Below are 19,056 nucleotides of genomic sequence, written 5' to 3'. Positions count from 1 at the left end.
CGATTAACTTGCACCATTTGTATTTGCCTCTAACATTTCTAGTTTTGTCAGACGCTCTTTCCAACAACCAGCCCCATCAGGGATTAATTCTAATAATTGTATATAATTGTCATGCACTTCTTTTATTTCGCCATGATACAAACCAAGATAATTACCAACGGTAACCCGATAAAGAGTTTCATCAGCCGCTTTGATCAGTGCCCATGTTTGACCACTTCGGCCAATTGTTCCTTTCATTGATAAATTATCCAACGGGTATTTTTCTAGTGGCTGGCGAACACGGTCAGGATCGGGATGTAAGCAGTTTTTTACCTGCACGAGATTATTTTGAATAATTTCAGGCTTAGGGGCGACAAATGGGCTGCGCATTTTACCCGCACTGTATTCAAAATACTCAAAATTCGCCATTTGTGGAATCGGCTCGACCTTCGGCGTTGTGCTTGCTTTAACCTGATCAATAAACTCTTTTTGCTCAGAGGTATCATCGTTACAGGCACTGAGCAATAAACTCATCATGATTACTAAGGGGAACTGTTTCACTTTTTAGTCCCTCCTTCATAACGGTATGTTTTAGCCACAACACTAAACGTTAACTCATCATTCCCTAAGGTTTGAATTGTGAAATCATGAAGGCTCACAATACGAGGAAGCTGTGCGACTTTACCAACAAAATCACCAAACTCATGATAAGTACCCACAACCTCTATTTTTATTGGTAACTCAGTATAAAATTCTTTTTCTATTTCAGGTAACCAACCAATTTTTAAGAATGTAAGGCCGCTGGTTGTTCCCACATAAGATAAATCATCGAGTAATCCAGGGGTTTCATTTGAGGTCGGTAAGCGCTTCAATAGCTGCGAGAACTTTTCTTCCATATCAATCATTTGTTGGCGATACAGTTCTAAATTACTGGCTATAGCGTACTTTTGCTTATAGGTGGTGCGCAGTTGGGTTTCTTTCTCAACAGCGGCTTGGTAACTCGCGATTTCATCAGACACCAATAAGCTGTAACTAAAGTAAAGTACAATAGCTGCAACAAAGCTACAACACAGAACTTTAACGGCGATAGGCCAATCGCCCATGTTTTCGAGCTCTATTTCATTCCAATCTATTTCTGTTAACGATTTGATATCAAGGTTCATTGCGCGCCTCGCCTATCTTATCAAATGGCTTAACATAAAATTCCATATTAAAGTCACTCAGTAGTCTTGATGTTTGTTCACCTGCAACAATACCTTGCATGATAGGTCGTTCAAGTAAATAAGAGCCTTGAACTTGGCGTAGCATGGTTGATAAACGGTTATTTGACTCGCTACGACCAACAACATGAATACTATTACCGCGGCGCTCTAATTTAGTTAAATACACTCCCGCAGGCACTATTTTCGCAACTTCGTCCATAATTTGCGTCCCCAGGTTACGACTGCTTTGTAACTCTTCGATTAAGCGCATACGTTGTTGTAAGCTTTCTTTCTTTTTATCCAACTCGTTAATTTCACGAATACGTTGATTCAGTAATGCTATTTCTGTGTTCAAAAAATCATTTTTAATATTTTGCCCTTCGCGCAGACCGCTATAAAAAGAGCTCAGGATGTACATACTCAAGAAGCAAACCACCACAACTGCAAACAAAATAGTGACAAATTTATTTTGTGACTCTTTTCGTTGCTGTTCACGCCAAGGTAGCAGGTTTATATGTGGCATGATGAAAAGCTCCTTAATGCTAACCCTGTCGCTATTGCAAATTGCGTACGATGACGTTGTAAAACGTTACGATCTATCTTTGGGGCTATCTCAATATTAGCAAAAGGTTCTGCAACCACTGTATGGATCCCTAATTCTTCAATCAATAGACGGTCTAACCCATCTATCATGGCGGTTCCACCGGTTAAAACAATATAATCGACCTGATCTTTACCACTGGTTGTTAGGAACATTTGCACAGCACGCCTTACTTGCTGTAAAAGCGATGTTTGAAATGGTGCAAGCACCTCAAAGGTATAATTAGGGGGTAAATCACCGGTTGTTTTACCAATTTCAGCTTCATCAAAACTCTTGTTGTAATAACTGACAATACTATTAGTGTATTGGTCACCACCAAATACTTGGTCACGGGTATATATCGTTTCACCCGCTTGAACAACACTCACCAGCATCAATACAGCACCGATATCAACGACGGCTACACACTTGTTAAAAGCATCACTTGGTAGCTGCTGATAGTAGATGTCCATGGCACGGCTCAATGCGTAGCTTTCAACATCAACAACTTTCGCTTTCAGGTTGGCTGTTTCAAGTGCACTAACCCGTGCCTCTACACTTTCAGTTCGCGCAGCAGAGAGTAAAACATTCACTTTACTTGGATCAGCTTCATTGATTGAAAGTTTTTCGAAATCAATATTAACCTCATCAAGTGGATAAGGAATGAGGCTGTCGGCTTCAATGGCAATTTGCGACTCTAATTCAGCATCAGTTAATGATACATCCATAAAAATAACTTTCGTGATCACGGTTTGTCCAGACACGGCTACGGCCGCGGACTGAACTGATTTGGGTAGTTTCTTTTTTAATTTAGTAATCACATTGCCAATTGCTTCAATATCTTGGATTGATCGTTCAGATATTGCGCCTTTAGGCATAGGTTCTATCGCTAAAGCCTCAAGTCGCAAACCTGCGTCTGTTTTCTGCAACAACACCGCTTTGATACAATGCGATCCAATGTCGATCCCTACCATCATAGATGAAGGCTTTTTAAATAGTTGACTTAGCATGTTTGCAACTTGGCCTTTGTTTTAATAATAAACAAGTTATAATTTTTGTCTGAAAAAATATTATTCATTTTTTAATCAATATATACTAGCAGTCTCCGATTCTAATTGGGAGTCTATTTAGGGAAAATATAAGTGATTTTATTAAAGAGAACTTTACAATTTATTATCATCTGCTCGTTTTTAGGCCTTATTACTTTAGTCGGTCTATACTATTACGTTAAACCTGACATTCCTAGCGTTCAGGTACTAAAAGACGTTCAGTTACAGACACCTATGCAGGTTTTTTCTCGGGACGGCTTATTGATTAATCAATTTGGTGAAAAACGACGTATTCCCGTCACGATAGATCAAATACCACAGCCACTCATTGATGCAATTTTGGCAACTGAAGACAACCGCTTTTACGAACACATAGGGATTGACCCTATTGGTATTGTTCGCTCTGCCATTGTACTCATATCCACAGGTGAAAAGAAACAAGGCGCAAGCACTATAACTATGCAGTTAGCTCGTAACTTTTTCTTAACTCGAGAAAAAGCGTATATTCGTAAGGTCAAAGAAATTTTCATCGCACTGCATATTGAAAGTATTCTTAGTAAAGATGAAATTCTTGAGTTGTACTTAAATAAAATTGAGCTTGGAAATCGAGCTTTTGGTATTGGTGCCGCCGCCCAAGTTTACTACGGTAAAGAACTAAACGAACTAACCCTTGCGCAAATGGCGATGATTGCAGGCTTACCAAAAGCCCCCTCTGCTTTAAACCCTATCCGAAACCCTGTACGTGCCAAAGCACGTCGAAACGTAGTGCTTGGTCGTATGTATACAGAAAAATACATCACACAAGCGCAATATGATGAAGCAACTAGTGCCCCTATCACAGCTAAGTTTCACGGCGCTGAAATTGATGTATACGCGCCCTATATTTCAGAAATGGTACGTGCAGAAATGGTCGCCCGTTTTGGTCATGAACGCGCTTACAATACTGGCTTTAGAGTATTTACAAGTATCGATTCTGAAATACAACAAGCTGCACAAGATGCTTTAGTCAATAACCTCCATGCTTACGATATGCGTCATGGCTATCGAGGTGCAACAGCTCAGCTATGGGATAGCGAAACAGAAAATCCTCTTAACAAAGACGCGATTTTAGAAAAACTAAAAGACGTTAAAGAGTTTGGTCCATTATTAACAGGTGTCGTTACCCAAGTTGCAGAACAATCAATTCAAGTGTTGCTAAAAAATGGCGAACAGGTAACGGTTGAATGGGATGGCTTAAAGTGGGCGCGTAAATATATCACTCGCTACCGTCAAAGCTTCCCACCAAAAACAGCTGCTGAAATCCTCACAGCGGGTGCGCAAATATGGCTTCGTAAAAACACTGATGACAGCTACATTTTGAGCCAAATACCAGAGGCATCAAGTGCATTGGTATCCCTCGACCCACAAGATGGCCGTATTAAGGCTATCGTTGGGGGCTACAGCTTTGAGCAAAGCCAATACAACCGTGCTGTTCAAGCAAAACGTCAAGTAGGGTCAAATATAAAACCGTTTATCTACTCAGCGGCACTTGAAAACGGCTACACCTTGGCATCTATTTTAAATGATGCGCCAATAAATCAGTGGGATAAAAGCCAAGGTGTTGCATGGCGTCCAAAGAACAGCCCTGCAGTGTATAACGGCCCTATTCGTATCCGCCGTGCCCTTGCACAATCTAAAAACGTGATCTCTGTAAGGTTACTACGCGGTGTTGGCTTACAACGCACCGCAGACCACCTACTCAAATTCGGCTTTTTGAATAGCGATATTAACCGCAGTGAATCCCTTGCATTAGGCAGTGCTTCAATTACACCGCTTGAACTTGCCAGAGGGATGAGTAGCTTTGCTAATGGTGGACACCTCATCACCCCGTATTTTATTACTGAAATACAGGATTCTTCTGGCAATACGATATTTAAAACACAGCCAGAGCTTGCGTGTGACACGCCCGAGCCGACATCATTTACAAGTTATACAGCTGACAGTGACCAGTTAAATTCAGCACAACCGGATACTGCGCCGCGTTGTGCACCGCGTATTATTTCAAAGCAAAATGCTTTCTTAATTTCACAAGCGATGCATAGCGCAATTTGGGGTGGCGGTAGTTGGACCCACAAAACGGGCTGGAGTGGTACAGGCTGGCGAGCTCAAGCACTTGAGCGCCGTGATCTTTCTGGTAAAACCGGTACAACCAATGACTCTGTGGATACTTGGTTTAGTGGTTTTAATCGAAATGTAATGACCTCAGTGTGGGTTGGTTTCGATAACCCAGGTAACCCACTTGGCCGTTCAACCTACAATAATAATCTAGATAAATCACAAATATCTGGTGCAGAGTCTGGTGCTAAAACAGCTCAACCTGCTTGGGTTGATTTTATGCGAGTCGCACTCGATGGCATGCCTGAGGCACCTATTGAGTTACCTGAAGGACTGGTGTCTGTTCGTATTGACTTAGCCACGGGCTTGCTTAGTCATAAAAATGATTATACCAGCCGCTTTGAGTACTTTATTAAGGGCACAGCCCCTACGAAATATGTACTCGATCAGCCAACTGATGTATTCGAAGAAAATCTTTCAACAGAAGAAGAGCTATTTTAGCTAATTGAGTGTAATAAAAAGACCCCCAGTAATTGGCATGTCCAACTATTGGGGGTCACTTCATTTGGCGGTTTTTTATTACACGATAAACAAGATTTATTTTAGGTTGTTCACCAACCAGTACAAATCAGAATGAACCCCTGCCGCAGTGACTTCTTTTCCTGCACCTGGGCCTTGTATTACCAAAGCGTTCTCAGTGTACCACTGTGAGTTAATAACAAAGATATTGTCACCTGGCTTAAGGCTTGCCAGCACATCGTCTTTTGCTACATTAACTAGACCAACTTCAGCTTTCACGTTGCCATGAGTAATGGTAATCGCGCCGGTATAGCGAACAAGCTTATTTTCGACTTGTGCTTGCTCAGCTTTTATCGTCATAAATTCATCAACTAAATGCTTATTTGCTAAGAAATCTTGCCAACTACCCGCGGCCAACTCTTCAGGCATTAATGGTGTTAAAGCAATATCATCAAGCTCTAAATCAAGACCGAGATCACGTGCTAAAATAAGCAGCTTACGTTGCATATCTCGACCCGACAAATCTTCACGAGGATCAGGCTCTGTGTAACCCATTTGCTGTGCTTTTAGTACTAAATCAGAAAACGGCACGCTGCCATCATAACTGCTGCATAACCACGACAGAGTACCGGAAAAAACCCCTTCAATACGGTTAATTTTATCGCCACTGTTTTGCAGATCAGCGAGTGCAAAGTTGATAGGCAAACCTGCACCAACACTGGTGTTATAACGCCATAATAAATTACGATCAGCTAAATTACTGCGTAAGTTTTGATACCAACTATTAGCTGCCGTACCGGCATATTTATTAGCACTGATCAGGTGGCAGTTTAGCTCAACAAAATCAGGGTATAAAAGGCTAAACGCTTCACTAGCTGTGATATCTACGATCACTTTGTGCTCATAATCGAGTTCACTAATACGTGTTAATAGCTCTTCTTTTTCGTAGTTTTGTGCTTCATTTTGCCACTGTTCTTGCCACATCTTAGTGTTTAAACCACTAGCACTAAACAGCATTTGCTTGGAGCGAAGTAAAGCGACCACTTTCACTTCATAGTGTTCTGAAAGGCGTTTTAGCTGCGCTTGTAGTTGTGAAAGAAACACCTCCCCAACATTACCCAGCCCAGCAACAATCACAGCCAACTCTTGGCCTTTATTAATTAACTTGTCGTGTAGTAAGGTCAGCACGTCACTATCAATCGCTTGGTCTTTTAAAACTAACACGTATTTTTCATCTTGCTGTACAAAGCGTGTGTTGATACTTTGCTCTTTTAATAACGCCGTTGTTTGCTCTGCGAGTGAGCTAATATCACTACTTGGCGCTACCACCGCACAACCACTTAAATTAGACTCAACAATATTGGCACGCCCTGCAAGGTAACTTACAACTTGATGTGTACACGAGCCTGGCACTAACAGATAGGTATCGCCGGCTTTTACAAAGTGATGCAGGCTATGCTGAATCAACTGGCTCAATTCACCCACTTCGCCACTACTTAATTTATCAACACGAAGCAAGTCAATGTTATCAAGGGTCGTAATAAAACGTTTAGCTTTACTGTACCCCTCTTTTACAACCTCTGTTGGGCTTGCCTCACAGTCAAAGCTGCTTCTTACAACGAGTTTAATGTCGCTACCTTTTAGCGGCGACAATGTCTTAGCATGCAATACAGGGTTACCTAAACGGGCTAACAAATTCGCTTGTTCACGGCATACCTTGTTATACTTAACAGCATTTTTAACTTTGCGAGGATCTGTACTAAATACACCTTGTGTATCAGTCCAAATTGAAACTTGCTTTGCAAAGGTATAACTAGCCAGTAGTGTGGCACTATAGTCACTGCCATTGCGCCCTAGGGTTACGGTATTGCCTTGGCAATCAGCGGCAATAAACCCCGTCACAACATTGATCTGGTTATGGTTGATTAACTCACTGCAACTTTGCTGATTTTTTTGATGCAACAATTGGCCATCATGCAAAGTAAAGAGCTGTCTTGCATCAACATCTTTAGATTCTAAACCGAGTTGATTTAAATAGGCTGCAAGTAACCGAGCAGACCAAACCTCACCATGAGCAAGTAAAGGTGCTTCATGTAGTTGTTGCTGGGCAATTAACGCTGTCAGTGATGCTAATTCATCTTTTAGTTTAGCTAATGCATGTTGCTTACTCTGCGACACTAATAGCTGCTCGATTAGTGCACGCTGATTATTATCAATAAGCAATAAAATATCACTCACAGCTTGATTATCATTTTGTTGATAGCTCTGCCAGAGCTTTACAAGTGTGTCTGTCGTTTTCCCAGAGGCTGATACAACAACACAATCGCCTAGCTCAGTGTTTGCCAACACAATGTTCGCAACTGCTTGATACCGCTCGGCTGAGCTTAGGCTTGAGCCACCAAATTTATGAACAATATTAACCATTTCTTCTACCACAATGCCGTATGTGCAGGCGTTAACTTAAACGATGTATTTTGCTGATTAGTTGGCTGTACTTGAGCGGCTTTAGGTTGGCCCGCTTGTAAGCCTTCGCCTGGTTTAACTTGATTGAAAACACGTTCCAGATCAGCAATTAAGTCGTTAATATCTTCAATACCGACAGAAATACGAATGAGTGTATCGCCCACACCTGCCTCAAGGCGTGCTTTAGGATCCATGCCAGCATGAGTCATTGTCGCAGGATGGCAAATAAGGCTCTCAACCCCACCCAATGACTCTGCAAGGCTAAACTCTTTTAAGCTTGTTAAAAACGCAGCAGCGTCATTAATATCACCTTTAATATCAAAGCTAACCATACCACCAAAGCCACGTTGCTGCGCTTTAGCGAGCTCATGCTGAGGATGAGAAGCAAGACCAGGGTAATAAACCTGACTAACAAAAGGCGAATTTTCTAAATACTGAGCGATTGCAAACGCATTCTCTTGGTGTTGTTTTAAACGCACATTTAATGTTCGCAAACCACGAAGGGTTAAATAACTATCGAATGGTGCACCGGTAATACCAATGTTATTTGCCCACCAAGCTAGTTCATCACCAAGCTCTTGTGTTGCGGCAATCACTGCACCACCTACTACATCTGAGTGGCCATTAATATACTTAGTCGTTGAATGTACGACGATATCTACACCAAACTGAATTGGATTTTGGAGTGCTGGTGATAAGAACGTATTATCGGCAGCAACTAAAGCTCCACATTGCTTAGCAATTGAGGTGATCGCTTTAATATCAGTTAAACGCAAAATTGGATTACTGGGTGTCTCTATCCAGATAAGCTTTGGTTTGATTGCTAAAATTTCTTGATGATTTTCACTGTTGGTTAAATCTAACACTTTTAGCTTCAATAACCCGCGCTTTTCTAATGATGTGAATAAACGGTAACTGCCACCATAGCAGTCATGCGGGATCACTAAAGTGTCGTCACTATTTAAAAGCTGTGTTGCTAAATGCACCGCAGACATACCCGTTGCTGTAATAATGCCTTTTGCACCGCCTTCAAGTTCAGCCAGTGTTTCAGCCAAAATATCACGATTCGGATTACCACTGCGTCCGTAGTCATACTGACGTTTAGTATCAAAATCAGCAAATGAATAGGTGGTTGATAAATAGATAGGTGGAACGACAGCACCATGATGTTTGTCAGCTTCGATACCATGACGAACAGCTATCGTCGCTTTATTTTTTTCACTCATTTCATCACCTACTCATTAATTGGATGTTTAGACGTCTAAAAGGTTAGATGATCAATTATGAGAAGTCAAAGCATTTGTGGCTGACATAAAGAAGTTTATACATTTACACGACTAGATGGCTAAATAACTAGTATTTGACTATCTTTTTTAAAGAGATAAAATTTCCGCATCTTTGCGCTGTGAAAAAGGCGTGAACTACTTATAACCGAGGCAACGAAATTACTTATGGCTAAATGGAACGGTGAATACATTCACCCATACGCAGAACACGGTAAAAAATCAGAACAAGTTAAAAAGATTACCGTATCAATTCCGCTAAATGTACTAAAAGTATTAACAGATGAACGCACTCGTCGTCAGATCAACAACCTACGACATGCGACAAATAGTGAGCTTCTATGCGAAGCTTTTCTACATGCTTTTACAGGTCAGCCATTACCAAATGATGACGACTTACGCAAAGACAACCCAGAAAAAGTCCCTGAAGAAGTGAAAAAGATCATGCTTGAAATGGGATTAGATATCCCTGTACTTGATTCTGAATGAGCCATCGGATAGACGCCGATTCACAGGTATAAAAAAACTCAGCTAAGGCTGAGTTTTTTATTAGCGTAAATAAATTTAACGCATGTAATCTTCTGGCATTTCGATTTGCGCAACGCCCGACTCAACCGCCGCTTCTGCAACAGCACGCGCGATACGTGGTAATAAACGCGGGTCCATTGGCTTCGGAATGATGTACTCGGCACCAAACTCAAGTGATTCAACGCCAGCCGCTGTTAATACTTCGCTTGGTACTGGCTCTTTGGCAATACCACGAATAGCATGCACAGCTGCAATTTTCATTTCATCATTAATTGCCGTTGCACGCACATCAAGCGCACCGCGGAAAATAAACGGGAAACAAAGCACGTTATTTACTTGGTTAGGAAAATCTGAACGACCCGTTGCCATAATTAAATCATTGCGCGCACTGTGTGCAACTTCTGGCGCAATCTCAGGATCTGGGTTTGAACACGCAAACACCACTGGCTTGTCTGCCATTAGCTTTAAGTCATCCGCCGTCAATAAATCTGGCCCAGATACACCTACAAATACATCCGCATCAGCAATAACGTCTTGTAATGTACGTTTATCAGTGTTGTTAGCAAACAACTGCTTATATTCGTTTAAATCATCGCGGCGAGTATGGATCACACCTTTACGGTCAAGCATATAGATATGCTCACGTAATGCACCACACTTAATTAACAGCTCCATACAAGCAACAGCTGCCGCACCAGCTCCTAAACATACGATAATGGCATCTTCGATATCCTTACCTTGTACTTCAAGGGCATTAAGCATACCGGCAGCAGTAACAATAGCTGTACCATGTTGGTCATCGTGGAAAACTGGAATATCGCAGCGCTCGATAAGCGCTTTTTCAATTTCAAAACATTCTGGTGCTTTAATATCTTCTAGGTTGATGCCGCCAAACGTATCAGCGATGTTTGCAACAGTATTGATGAAATCTTCTGTAGTGCGATGTTTTACTTCAATATCGATTGAATCAAGGCCAGCAAAACGTTTGAATAGTAATGCTTTACCTTCCATGACAGGTTTTGATGCAAGAGGGCCTAAGTTACCCAAACCTAAAATTGCGGTACCGTTTGAAATCACCGCAACCATGTTACCTTTACCAGTATATTTGTAGGCATTTGCTGGATCAGCAGCGATTTCACGAACTGGTTCAGCCACACCTGGGCTATAAGCTAAAGCGAGATCGTTAACCGTTTCGGCCGGCTTGGTTAGTTCAACACTAATTTTACCTGGAACGGGGTGAGCGTGGTAATGTAATGCTTGTTCACGGAAATCTGACATAACGCGATAGTATCCTGCAAAAAAGTTAAAAAGTGAGAGAGCTTGCATCAGTACGATACCTGTAATGTATAAAAATTCCAAGTATTATCAGGTCTATCCTGTTATATGCTATATCGCTTAATTTTAAAGGATTTACCCACAACTTCTGTGCATAGTTGCGATTAATCAGACATAAAAATTCACCTATTTATGACCTTTTAAGCACCTGTTTTTGTATTTTATATGCACGAACACTGCAAATAGCCGAAATTAGTTCCAAATGACCATTTCGACGACATTGCCAGCATTTACTTACAAAGTTATTTAAATTTATTACTTTTTGTAACTTTTGGAATCATTTATACATCTAAGAATATAGCGAAGGGATTGCACTTTGTCTGCAAAATTAGCGACATAATGAGCATAACAAGCAAAAATAGTTATATGGGAAGTGAGTGAAAACAGCATGTTCGGCATAGCGTCTAATATCATGCTTTGTTAATTTCAGGTATAAAAAAAGCACCCTAAGGTGCTTTTTTTAACTAAACAGCAGACATTACTTCTTGCTGCTAAGTGCACCGAAGCGCTTGTTGAAACGATCAACACGGCCGCCAGTGTCTAAAATCTTTTGCTTACCAGTGTAAAACGGGTGACACTCAGAACATACGTCTAAGTGGATGTCTTTACATAAAGTAGAGCTAGTTTCGAATTTGTTACCACATGAACAAGTTGCAGTGATAGCTTCGTACTTAGGGTGAATACCTTCTTTCATAGGGAACCTCTAGTTAAGGCCGCATCGCTCTCCAAACCCGTAGTCTGGCACCATACGTCGTTAATACAATTAATAGGCCGCGTATTTTATAGGCCAATACGCTCTGCGACAAGCTTTAAATGCATCTTTCGCTAAAAAAATAAACAGACGGCGCTTGGCTTAGCATTTGTTGGTAGGTTTTTACGACTATTTTTAGTACATTATCTGTCTGTTCTTGTTTTCGTTGAGCCACCATGCACTTTGTAGAAGTTGCCATAAAAGTCCCTTTACCGCGTACCTTCGATTATAAAGTTGAACCGCTGTTGCATAACATTGAATTGCAGCCGGGCATGCGTGTTCTTGTGCCATTCGGCCCACAAAAAAAAGTAGCGGTCATACTTGCCACGAAAACAAGTACTGACATCCCTAAAGAGAAGATAAAAGCCATCATAGAGGTGATTGACGAAGCCCCGATTTTATCCAAACGTCATTTAGAGCTATTAAAGTTTACAGCTCGCTACTACTGCTATCCTTTAGGTGAGACCATACATACTGCACTGCCCGCTGCTTTAAGACAAGGTGAATGCCCTGATAAAACCAGCATTAATATGGTTGAGTTAACTGAAAAAGGGGCAAAGCTCCCCTCTCTACGAGCGAAAACGCAACTCAACTTATTAAAGCAACTTGCGCAGTCGGGTAAGTCATCGTTAACCGAATTAAAAGCGCTCGGTTTTAATAAAAAAACAATTGATAGCCTGCTAGAGAAAGCGCTAATCAAACAATTTATTGAGCATGACAATCAATGGCAGCAACACGCACCCACAGTGAGTAAAAAACCGACTCTCAATAAAGAACAAGCTGTCGCTTGTACTACCATTAACCAAGCCCATGGGTTTGCAAGCTTTCTACTCGAAGGGGTGACTGGCAGCGGCAAAACAGAAGTTTACTTACAATGCCTTGAAGAAATATTAAAAAAAGGCCAACAAGCTTTGGTTTTGGTTCCTGAAATAGGTCTAACCCCACAAACCGTCAATCGTTTTCGTCGTCGCTTTCCTGATACGCCCATTATGCTATGGCATTCGGCACTCACTGATAACGAGCGCCTACAAACATGGCGCTTTTGTGAAAAAGGCAGTTGTGCGATAGTTATCGGCACACGTTCGAGTATATTTTTACCTTTTTCATCACTAGGCATGATCATTGTTGATGAAGAGCATGACAGCTCATTTAAACAGCAAGATACACTACGCTACCATGCGCGAGATCTTGCCGCTTACAGAGCCTTCCAACATAATATTCCATTGATACTCGGCAGCGCGACACCTGCATTAGAAACCTTATATAAGGCGATTACTAATAAATATCAGCTACTTAGTTTAACACAGCGAGCACAAACCAGCACCGATAATCAGTTTCAACTATTGGACATGAAAGGACAACCTGAGCAAGCCGGCATCGCTCATGCCAGTCTTGCTTATATGCGCCAACATTTAGAGCGTGGCAAGCAAGTTATGGTATTTTTAAATCGCCGTGGTTTTTCACCTACGCTTATATGCCATGAATGCGGCTGGCTAAGTGAGTGCTCACGTTGCAGTACCAGCGCAACATTTCATAAAGCCATTGGCCAAATGATTTGTCACCACTGTGGTGAACAACATACCGTGCCTCATCAGTGCCCTGATTGTGGCAGTACGCAGATCTTTCCAAACGGTAAAGGCACTGAGCAAATCGAAGAGTTTTTAACGCAAACCTTTCCCGATATTCCTATTAGCCGTATCGACCGTGATTCAACACGCCGTAAAGGTAGCCTAGAAAAAGCCCTCGATGACATCAACCAAGGCGGCGCTCGTATTTTAGTTGGCACGCAAATGTTGGCAAAAGGCCACCATTTTGCCGATGTTAGTTTAGTACTGATTTTAGATGTCGATAGTGGCCTCTATTCATGTGATTTTCGTGCCACTGAGCATTTAGCGCAACTTGTAACACAAGTAGCAGGCCGTGCTGGACGTAGTGGTGAGCCTGGGCATGTGTTATTGCAGACGCACTTTCCTGAGCACCCGCTACTGCAAGACCTTGTTAATAATGGCTACCAAGACTTTGCGCGTTACGCCTTGACTGAGCGAGAAGATGCCCTGCTTCCCCCCATTACGAATATGGCGATTGTGCGTGCTGAAGGACATAACATAAATCAAGTTATGGATTTTTTAACTGATTTGGTTCCTGTACAGAGTGTATCTGGTATACAATTGCTCGGCCCGATCCCCGCGCCACTGGAACGTGTGGCGGGTAAGTATCGGTTCCAATTACATATTCAAGCGCAGGAGCGTTCCCACTTACACCAGTATTTAGCGCAAATGGTTGACTATATTAGTACCAGTAAACTTGCGCAAAAGGTGCGGTGGAGCTTAGACGTTGATCCTATAGATATGATTTAAAGGCCAATAGAGAATCATGGCACAACACGATTACATAAATAAAAAACCATCGAATCGAAATAATAAAAAGCAGGCACCCGCAAAAAAACCTTTTCCAGTTGCATTAGTGCTGCTTGCTATTATTCTTGTGGGCTGCTTTGGCTATGGTTTGTGGTACATAAAGCACAATGCTGATCCTGCACTTGTTGAGCAGCAAGCCAATCCGACTAAAGCGGAAGAAAAGGTGATTCCAAAACCTAAACCGCCTGAGTTTATTAAAGAAATAAAAGAGCATGAAGTTCAAGTTGAAGTAAAAGAGCTTGAACAAAAAGGCCCATACGTTATGCAATGTGGCTCGTTTAGAACACTAGAACAAGCACAAACCCTAAAAGCAAAAATAGCATTTGCAGGCCTTGTTGCAGAAGCTAAGCGCGTCGAAGGAAGTAATGGCGTATGGTACAAAGTGCGCTTGGGGCCCTATAAAACCAAACGCCAAGCAGAAAGTGACAAAAATAAACTGAAACGCATCAAAATAATGGGCTGCGGTATTTGGCTTTGGACTTGATTTTAGTTCATTCACCCATATAAACACCTCATCAATCGCTTTTTACGAGCGGCTCTGCCGCTCGAAGATGAGGAAAAACATGACCACTATTGTAAGTGTACGCCGCGACGACAAGGTCGTTATTGGTGGCGATGGCCAAGTTTCACTTGGTAATACCGTAATGAAGGGCAACGCCCGTAAAGTTCGACGCCTTTATAATGGCAAAGTAATCGCTGGATTTGCTGGCGGTACTGCTGATGCCTTCACTCTATTCGAACGTTTTGAAAGTAAATTAGAAATGCATCAAGGTAACCTCACTAAGGCTGCCGTTGAGATGGCTAAAGACTGGCGCAGTGATCGCGCCCTTAGAAAGCTTGAAGCTCTGCTTGCAGTCGCAGATGAAACCGCCTCATTAATTATCACGGGTAATGGCGATGTTGTGCAGCCTGAAAATGACCTTATTGCTATTGGTAGCGGTGGTAACTTCGCACAATCAGCAGCCACTGCACTACTGGAAAATACCGATTTAAGTGCTCGTGAAATTGTCGAAAAAAGCCTGACAATTGCTGGCAATATCTGCGTATTTACGAATAACTATCAAACCATTGAAGAATTGTAATAGGAACTGCTATGTCTGAGATGACGCCAAGAGAAATCGTTCACGAGCTTGATCAACATATTATTGGCCAAGCAAAAGCTAAAAAAGCAGTTTCAATCGCGCTACGTAACCGCTGGCGCCGTATGCAACTGAGCGATGATTTACGTACCGAAGTAACACCAAAAAACATTTTAATGATTGGTCCTACAGGTGTGGGTAAAACTGAAATTGCTCGCCGCCTTGCAAAACTTGCTAATGCCCCTTTCATTAAAGTGGAAGCAACTAAGTTCACCGAAGTGGGCTATGTTGGTAAAGAAGTTGAGACGATCATCCGTGATTTAGTTGATATTTCGATTAAAATGACACGTGAACAACAAACTAAGAAATTTAAATATCGCGCTGAAGAAGCGGCAGAAGAGCGTATTTTAGATGCTTTATTGCCACCAGCACGCGATACATTTGGTGAGTCAAAAACAGAAGAGAACTCTTCTACTCGTCAATCTTTCCGTAAAAAATTACGTGAAGGTCAGCTAGACGATAAAGAAATTGATATCGATGTTGCACAAGCACAGCCTAATGTTGAGATTATGGCACCGCCTGGTATGGAAGAAATGACCAACCAGCTACAGAGCATGTTCCAAAATATGGGTGGCGACAAGCGCAGCAAGCGTAAGCTAAAAATTAAAGAAGCGTTTAAGCTACTAGTTGAAGAAGAAGCAGCAAAACTGGTTAACCCTGAAGAGTTAAAAGAGCAGGCTATTTTCGCAGTTGAACAAAACGGTATCGTGTTTATCGATGAGATTGATAAAATCTGTAAACGTGGTGAAGCATCTGGCCCTGATGTAAGTCGTGAAGGTGTACAACGCGATTTACTACCACTTATCGAAGGCTCAACAGTTAGCACTAAGCACGGCATGGTGAAAACCGACCACATGTTATTTATTGCCTCAGGCGCATTCCAGATGTCTAAACCATCAGATATGATCCCTGAACTTCAAGGCCGCTTACCTATTCGTGTTGAACTTGAAGCACTATCAGCAGATGACTTCAAACGCATTCTAACCGAACCTCATGCATCACTCACTGAGCAGCAACGTGAACTGTTAAAAACAGAACAAGTTGATGTTGAGTTTACTGATGACGCAATTGAGCGTATTGCTAAAGCTGCGTGGCAAGTTAACGAGAAAACCGAAAACATTGGTGCTCGTCGTCTGCACACTGTGATGGAAAAACTAATGGAAGAAATTTCATTTGATGCATCTGAAAAAGCAGGCTCAAAACTGACAATCGATGCAAGCTATGTTGAACAGCACTTAGGTGCACTTGTTGAAGATGAAGACTTAAGTCGCTTCATTCTTTAATCAACAAATTAGCGTTATAATCAAAAGCCTCCAACTGGAGGCTTTTTAGTTTATAAATCGTCTATCGAGGCTGACATGAAAGAAGTCACTAAAGTTCATTACCACACTGTAAGTAAAGTCTTAGATGTTCATTTTGACGATGACTCTATTGCGCGATTTAATGCTGAATTTTTGCGTGTTCACTCGCCTTCAGCAGAAGTACAAGGCCATGGCAACGAACCTATGAAATTGGTGCTTGATAAACAGCAAGTAGCGATTAGTAAGATTGAGCCGGTTGGCCATTATGCTCTGCGCTTAGTATTTAGTGATAATCATAACAGCGGTTTATACAGCTGGCATTACTTAGCAGACTTACAAGCCAATCATGATGAACTTTGGCAGCAATACCAAACGCGAGTCACAGAGCACGAAGCTAACAAAGACAGCGTGCCTATTAAGTTTGTGCCTTAGAGGCTATCAAAAATCAAAAAGCGCGATGACGACTAGTCAACGCGCTGTTCTTTTACCTACAAAAAATGTATTAAACTTTAAACTTATCAATTGCTTGATAAAGCACACGCGCTTGCTCAGACACTTCTTCGCTGGTTTGCGCATTGGTTGCCGCATGGCCTGACGCTTCTTGAGCTATATCACGAATGCGAACCACATTTTTGTTAACCTCAGAGGCTACTTGGCTTTGCTCATCAATAGCCGTTGCAATGTGTGTACTCATTTCCATGATGGTTTGCACATCTTCGGTAATCGAACGCAGTAACTCACCGGCTTTGCTGGCTTGATCTGCACTCTCACCACCTTGAGCTCGACATTCTTGCATAATACTCACCACTTCTTGAGTACGCCCTTGTAGAGTGGAGATAATACTCTCAATCTCTTGAGTTGAATCTTGCGTGCGCTGTGCCAGTGAACGTACTTCGTCAGCAACCACAGCAAAGCCACGCCCTTGCTCACCTGCGCGAGCAGCTTCAATTGCCGCATTCAGAGCAAGTAAGTTGGTTTGCTCTGCAATACCCCGAATTACATCAAGTACCGAGCCAATCGTTTCGGCATCTTTTTCAAGTTGAGACACAACATTAGACGCATTACCTAACGACTCAGACAGGTGGTTAATTTGCACCACGGTTGATTCAACTTCCGAGCGACCTTGCTGAGCACTTAAGTTAGTTGACTCTGCTTTTTTAGCGGCCGCTTCAGTGTTATGAGAAATATCTTGAATCGTTGCCTGCATTTCTGTTGCTGCTGTGGCAACCATATCTGCTTCGTGTAACTGCTCTTGCATGCCTGAACTCGTTGCAGCAGTTGTTTCTGATAAGTGCTCAGTAGCGACATTAAGCGTTCCAAGTGCAGTGTTCACCTCGTAAATTAGCTTTTTAAAATCACCAATCAAGCTATTAAAGTCCATAGACATAGTGGTAATTTCGTCTTTACCTGACTGAGCAATCGCCATACTTAAGTCATTGCTGCGGCGAATCTCATTAATCGTGTGGTAAACACGCTCAATTGGCTGAATAATAGAACGGCTGGTAAAATAAACCAACGCCATAACCACGATACTGGCAATAATGAATACCATAACGGCAATAAACTGCGCTTGCGCTGCGCTTGATTCCACAAACGCTTTGGTGTCATTAGTAAGTTCAGACACAATCGCATCACTTTTCTCAACACTGGCTTTCATTTCACCTAATGCGCCTGACTCTAAATCAAGGCCAAGTGCCACCTGTGCATCGACTAATGCTTTAAATTTCGTTTGATAGGTGGTTAGTAAGCTCAGTAACTGACTTTCATAACTGGCATCGAATCGTGAGTTTCTGATCTCTGTTTTGAATGTTTCAACTAGGTCATCAAACTTACTTAAATATTTTAAGTCAAAGCGCAACATAAAATCTTTTTCTGCACGGCGCAACTGTAACATGAGCGTTAACAAACGATAGTTCTCGCGCTCACTTAGTAAAGTCTCGACCTGATGAACAGCCCCTCTTAAGTCACCATAAAGCGCATCTTTGGGGTGTAGACCGATTTTCTTTTGCAGTACAACAACTGCTTGAAAATCTTCATAGTAGGCTTTCGCAAGCCCTCTGAATTCATTTAGCTTGCTTACATCCATTGATAAATCAACAAGTAATTCATCAAGGCGTGCCATTTTGTTTTTTAGGCCATCATATTCTTTTTCGAATAACTCAAGGCTATCTACATCTTTGTAAAATAGAAAGTTTTTCTCATGCTTACGCATTGAAAGCTCATGAATATCGAGCTCTTCAGCATTTTGAATCGTTTCATTGAGCTTGAGCATCATGCGCGACTCAAAGATAATTACACACAGCATCACAACCATTGCAAGACCAACAACTAGCGCGTTTAACTGTAAACGACGCTTTATAGTTAAGTTTTGTAATACATTCATTCAAAGTGCCCCATCGAAATATGCATTTTAGAG

General features: G+C 41.8%; 16 protein-coding genes. 7 read left to right on the top strand and 9 right to left on the bottom strand.

The genetic code is table 11. From position 1 onward, the window contains the following. Window positions 1-3 precede the first annotated feature (3 nt). Genes L0Z67_RS02170 through L0Z67_RS02155 form a run of 4 tightly spaced genes read right to left on the bottom strand, consistent with a single transcriptional unit; the run spans window position 4 to window position 2,771 of the window. Entirely contained in the window at window positions 4-516 is a 513-nt protein-coding gene (locus L0Z67_RS02170) for a pilus assembly protein PilP (RefSeq protein ID WP_062567302.1), read from the bottom strand. Window positions 517-536: 20 nt separating this feature from the next. After that, window positions 537-1,142, bottom strand: coding sequence for a type 4a pilus biogenesis protein PilO (locus L0Z67_RS02165; RefSeq protein WP_062567301.1), 606 nt, complete (start codon window positions 1,140-1,142; stop codon window positions 537-539). Further along, window positions 1,132-1,704 carry a PilN domain-containing protein gene (locus tag L0Z67_RS02160; RefSeq protein WP_062567300.1) on the bottom strand — a complete coding sequence of 191 codons (573 nt, stop codon included), beginning with the start codon at window positions 1,702-1,704 and terminating at the stop codon, window positions 1,132-1,134. The genes L0Z67_RS02165 and L0Z67_RS02160 overlap by 11 nt, the downstream gene beginning before the upstream one ends. Continuing rightward, complete coding sequence (locus L0Z67_RS02155) at window positions 1,692-2,771, bottom strand: pilus assembly protein PilM (protein ID WP_193988242.1); 1,080 nt, start codon at window positions 2,769-2,771, stop codon at window positions 1,692-1,694. Before L0Z67_RS02155 ends, L0Z67_RS02160 begins: the two co-directional genes overlap by 13 nt. 132 nt (window positions 2,772-2,903) lie before the next feature. On the opposite strand from L0Z67_RS02155, the gene L0Z67_RS02150 reads away from it, so the two are divergent. Continuing rightward, window positions 2,904-5,405 carry a penicillin-binding protein 1A gene (locus L0Z67_RS02150; protein ID WP_062567298.1) on the top strand — a complete coding sequence of 834 codons (2,502 nt, stop codon included), beginning with the start codon at window positions 2,904-2,906 and terminating at the stop codon, window positions 5,403-5,405. 96 nt (window positions 5,406-5,501) lie between these two features. Here L0Z67_RS02150 and metL read toward each other — a convergent pair whose 3' ends face one another. Continuing rightward, entirely contained in the window at window positions 5,502-7,847 is a 2,346-nt protein-coding gene (metL, locus tag L0Z67_RS02145) for a bifunctional aspartate kinase/homoserine dehydrogenase II (RefSeq protein WP_405128403.1), read from the bottom strand. 5 nt (window positions 7,848-7,852) lie between these two features. Continuing rightward, the gene (gene metB, locus L0Z67_RS02140) at window positions 7,853-9,112 is read right to left on the bottom strand and encodes a cystathionine gamma-synthase (protein WP_062567296.1); all 1,260 of its coding nucleotides are present in this window, start codon (window positions 9,110-9,112) and stop codon (window positions 7,853-7,855) included. A gap of 225 nt (window positions 9,113-9,337) precedes the next feature. Here metB and metJ point away from each other — a divergent pair, with 225 nt between their 5' ends. Continuing rightward, window positions 9,338-9,658: a met regulon transcriptional regulator MetJ gene (gene metJ, locus L0Z67_RS02135; protein WP_062567295.1), complete on the top strand. Its 321-nt coding sequence runs from the start codon at window positions 9,338-9,340 to the stop codon at window positions 9,656-9,658. A 75-nt stretch (window positions 9,659-9,733) separates the two neighbouring features. On the opposite strand, the gene L0Z67_RS02130 is transcribed toward metJ, so the two are convergent. Both L0Z67_RS02130 and rpmE read right to left on the bottom strand, forming a co-directional pair. Next, window positions 9,734-10,975 (bottom strand): malic enzyme-like NAD(P)-binding protein, encoded by a 1,242-nt coding sequence (locus L0Z67_RS02130; protein ID WP_062567436.1) that lies wholly within the window; start codon window positions 10,973-10,975, stop codon window positions 9,734-9,736. Window positions 10,976-11,510: 535 nt separating this feature from the next. Continuing rightward, a complete protein-coding gene (gene rpmE / locus L0Z67_RS02125; protein WP_036973208.1) occupies window positions 11,511-11,726 on the bottom strand; it encodes a 50S ribosomal protein L31 in 216 nt (71 codons plus the stop codon). A gap of 233 nt (window positions 11,727-11,959) precedes the next feature. Between rpmE and priA the strand changes: the two genes are divergently transcribed. From priA to L0Z67_RS02100, 5 genes are all read left to right on the top strand, one after another. Further along, the gene (priA, locus tag L0Z67_RS02120) at window positions 11,960-14,140 is read left to right on the top strand and encodes a primosomal protein N' (protein WP_405128402.1); all 2,181 of its coding nucleotides are present in this window, start codon (window positions 11,960-11,962) and stop codon (window positions 14,138-14,140) included. A 16-nt stretch (window positions 14,141-14,156) separates the two neighbouring features. Beyond that, window positions 14,157-14,684, top strand: coding sequence for an SPOR domain-containing protein (locus L0Z67_RS02115; protein ID WP_062567293.1), 528 nt, complete (start codon window positions 14,157-14,159; stop codon window positions 14,682-14,684). Between the two features lie 79 nt (window positions 14,685-14,763). Continuing rightward, the gene (hslV, locus tag L0Z67_RS02110) at window positions 14,764-15,282 is read left to right on the top strand and encodes an ATP-dependent protease subunit HslV (RefSeq protein WP_130151657.1); all 519 of its coding nucleotides are present in this window, start codon (window positions 14,764-14,766) and stop codon (window positions 15,280-15,282) included. An 11-nt stretch (window positions 15,283-15,293) separates the two neighbouring features. Next, a complete protein-coding gene (gene hslU, locus L0Z67_RS02105; RefSeq protein ID WP_193988239.1) occupies window positions 15,294-16,622 on the top strand; it encodes an HslU--HslV peptidase ATPase subunit in 1,329 nt (442 codons plus the stop codon). Window positions 16,623-16,697: 75 nt separating this feature from the next. Further along, window positions 16,698-17,072, top strand: coding sequence for a gamma-butyrobetaine hydroxylase-like domain-containing protein (locus L0Z67_RS02100; protein WP_062567290.1), 375 nt, complete (start codon window positions 16,698-16,700; stop codon window positions 17,070-17,072). A 70-nt stretch (window positions 17,073-17,142) separates the two neighbouring features. On the opposite strand, the gene L0Z67_RS02095 is transcribed toward L0Z67_RS02100, so the two are convergent. Next, the gene (locus L0Z67_RS02095; protein WP_062567289.1) at window positions 17,143-19,023 is read right to left on the bottom strand and encodes a methyl-accepting chemotaxis protein; all 1,881 of its coding nucleotides are present in this window, start codon (window positions 19,021-19,023) and stop codon (window positions 17,143-17,145) included. Window positions 19,024-19,056 lie beyond the last annotated feature (33 nt).

This window comes from Pseudoalteromonas sp. PB2-1 (genome assembly GCF_045040605.1).
In the GTDB taxonomy this organism is placed as follows: Bacteria; Pseudomonadota; Gammaproteobacteria; order Enterobacterales; family Alteromonadaceae; genus Pseudoalteromonas; species Pseudoalteromonas arabiensis.
Note: the sequence above shows the minus strand (reverse complement) of the source record. Positions and strands in the feature narration are given on the sequence as shown.

Excerpts from the sequence above, each read along its gene's own strand:
- L0Z67_RS02170 (WP_062567302.1), bottom strand. The coding sequence starts at position 516 with ATGATGAGTTTATTGCTCAGTGCCTGTAACGATGATACCTCTGAGCAA.
- L0Z67_RS02130 (WP_062567436.1), bottom strand. The coding sequence starts at position 10,975 with ATGTCAGATTTCCGTGAACAAGCATTACATTACCACGCTCACCCCGTT.
- L0Z67_RS02160 (WP_062567300.1), bottom strand. The coding sequence starts at position 1,704 with ATGCCACATATAAACCTGCTACCTTGGCGTGAACAGCAACGAAAAGAG.
- priA (WP_405128402.1), top strand. The coding sequence starts at position 11,960 with ATGCACTTTGTAGAAGTTGCCATAAAAGTCCCTTTACCGCGTACCTTC.
- hslV (WP_130151657.1), top strand. The coding sequence starts at position 14,764 with ATGACCACTATTGTAAGTGTACGCCGCGACGACAAGGTCGTTATTGGT.
- L0Z67_RS02095 (WP_062567289.1), bottom strand. The coding sequence starts at position 19,023 with ATGAATGTATTACAAAACTTAACTATAAAGCGTCGTTTACAGTTAAAC.
- L0Z67_RS02155 (WP_193988242.1), bottom strand. The coding sequence starts at position 2,771 with ATGCTAAGTCAACTATTTAAAAAGCCTTCATCTATGATGGTAGGGATC.
- L0Z67_RS02115 (WP_062567293.1), top strand. The coding sequence starts at position 14,157 with ATGGCACAACACGATTACATAAATAAAAAACCATCGAATCGAAATAAT.
- L0Z67_RS02165 (WP_062567301.1), bottom strand. The coding sequence starts at position 1,142 with ATGAACCTTGATATCAAATCGTTAACAGAAATAGATTGGAATGAAATA.
- metJ (WP_062567295.1), top strand. The coding sequence starts at position 9,338 with ATGGCTAAATGGAACGGTGAATACATTCACCCATACGCAGAACACGGT.
- hslU (WP_193988239.1), top strand. The coding sequence starts at position 15,294 with ATGTCTGAGATGACGCCAAGAGAAATCGTTCACGAGCTTGATCAACAT.
- metB (WP_062567296.1), bottom strand. The coding sequence starts at position 9,112 with ATGAGTGAAAAAAATAAAGCGACGATAGCTGTTCGTCATGGTATCGAA.
- metL (WP_405128403.1), bottom strand. The coding sequence starts at position 7,847 with ATGGTTAATATTGTTCATAAATTTGGTGGCTCAAGCCTAAGCTCAGCC.
- rpmE (WP_036973208.1), bottom strand. The coding sequence starts at position 11,726 with ATGAAAGAAGGTATTCACCCTAAGTACGAAGCTATCACTGCAACTTGT.
- L0Z67_RS02100 (WP_062567290.1), top strand. The coding sequence starts at position 16,698 with ATGAAAGAAGTCACTAAAGTTCATTACCACACTGTAAGTAAAGTCTTA.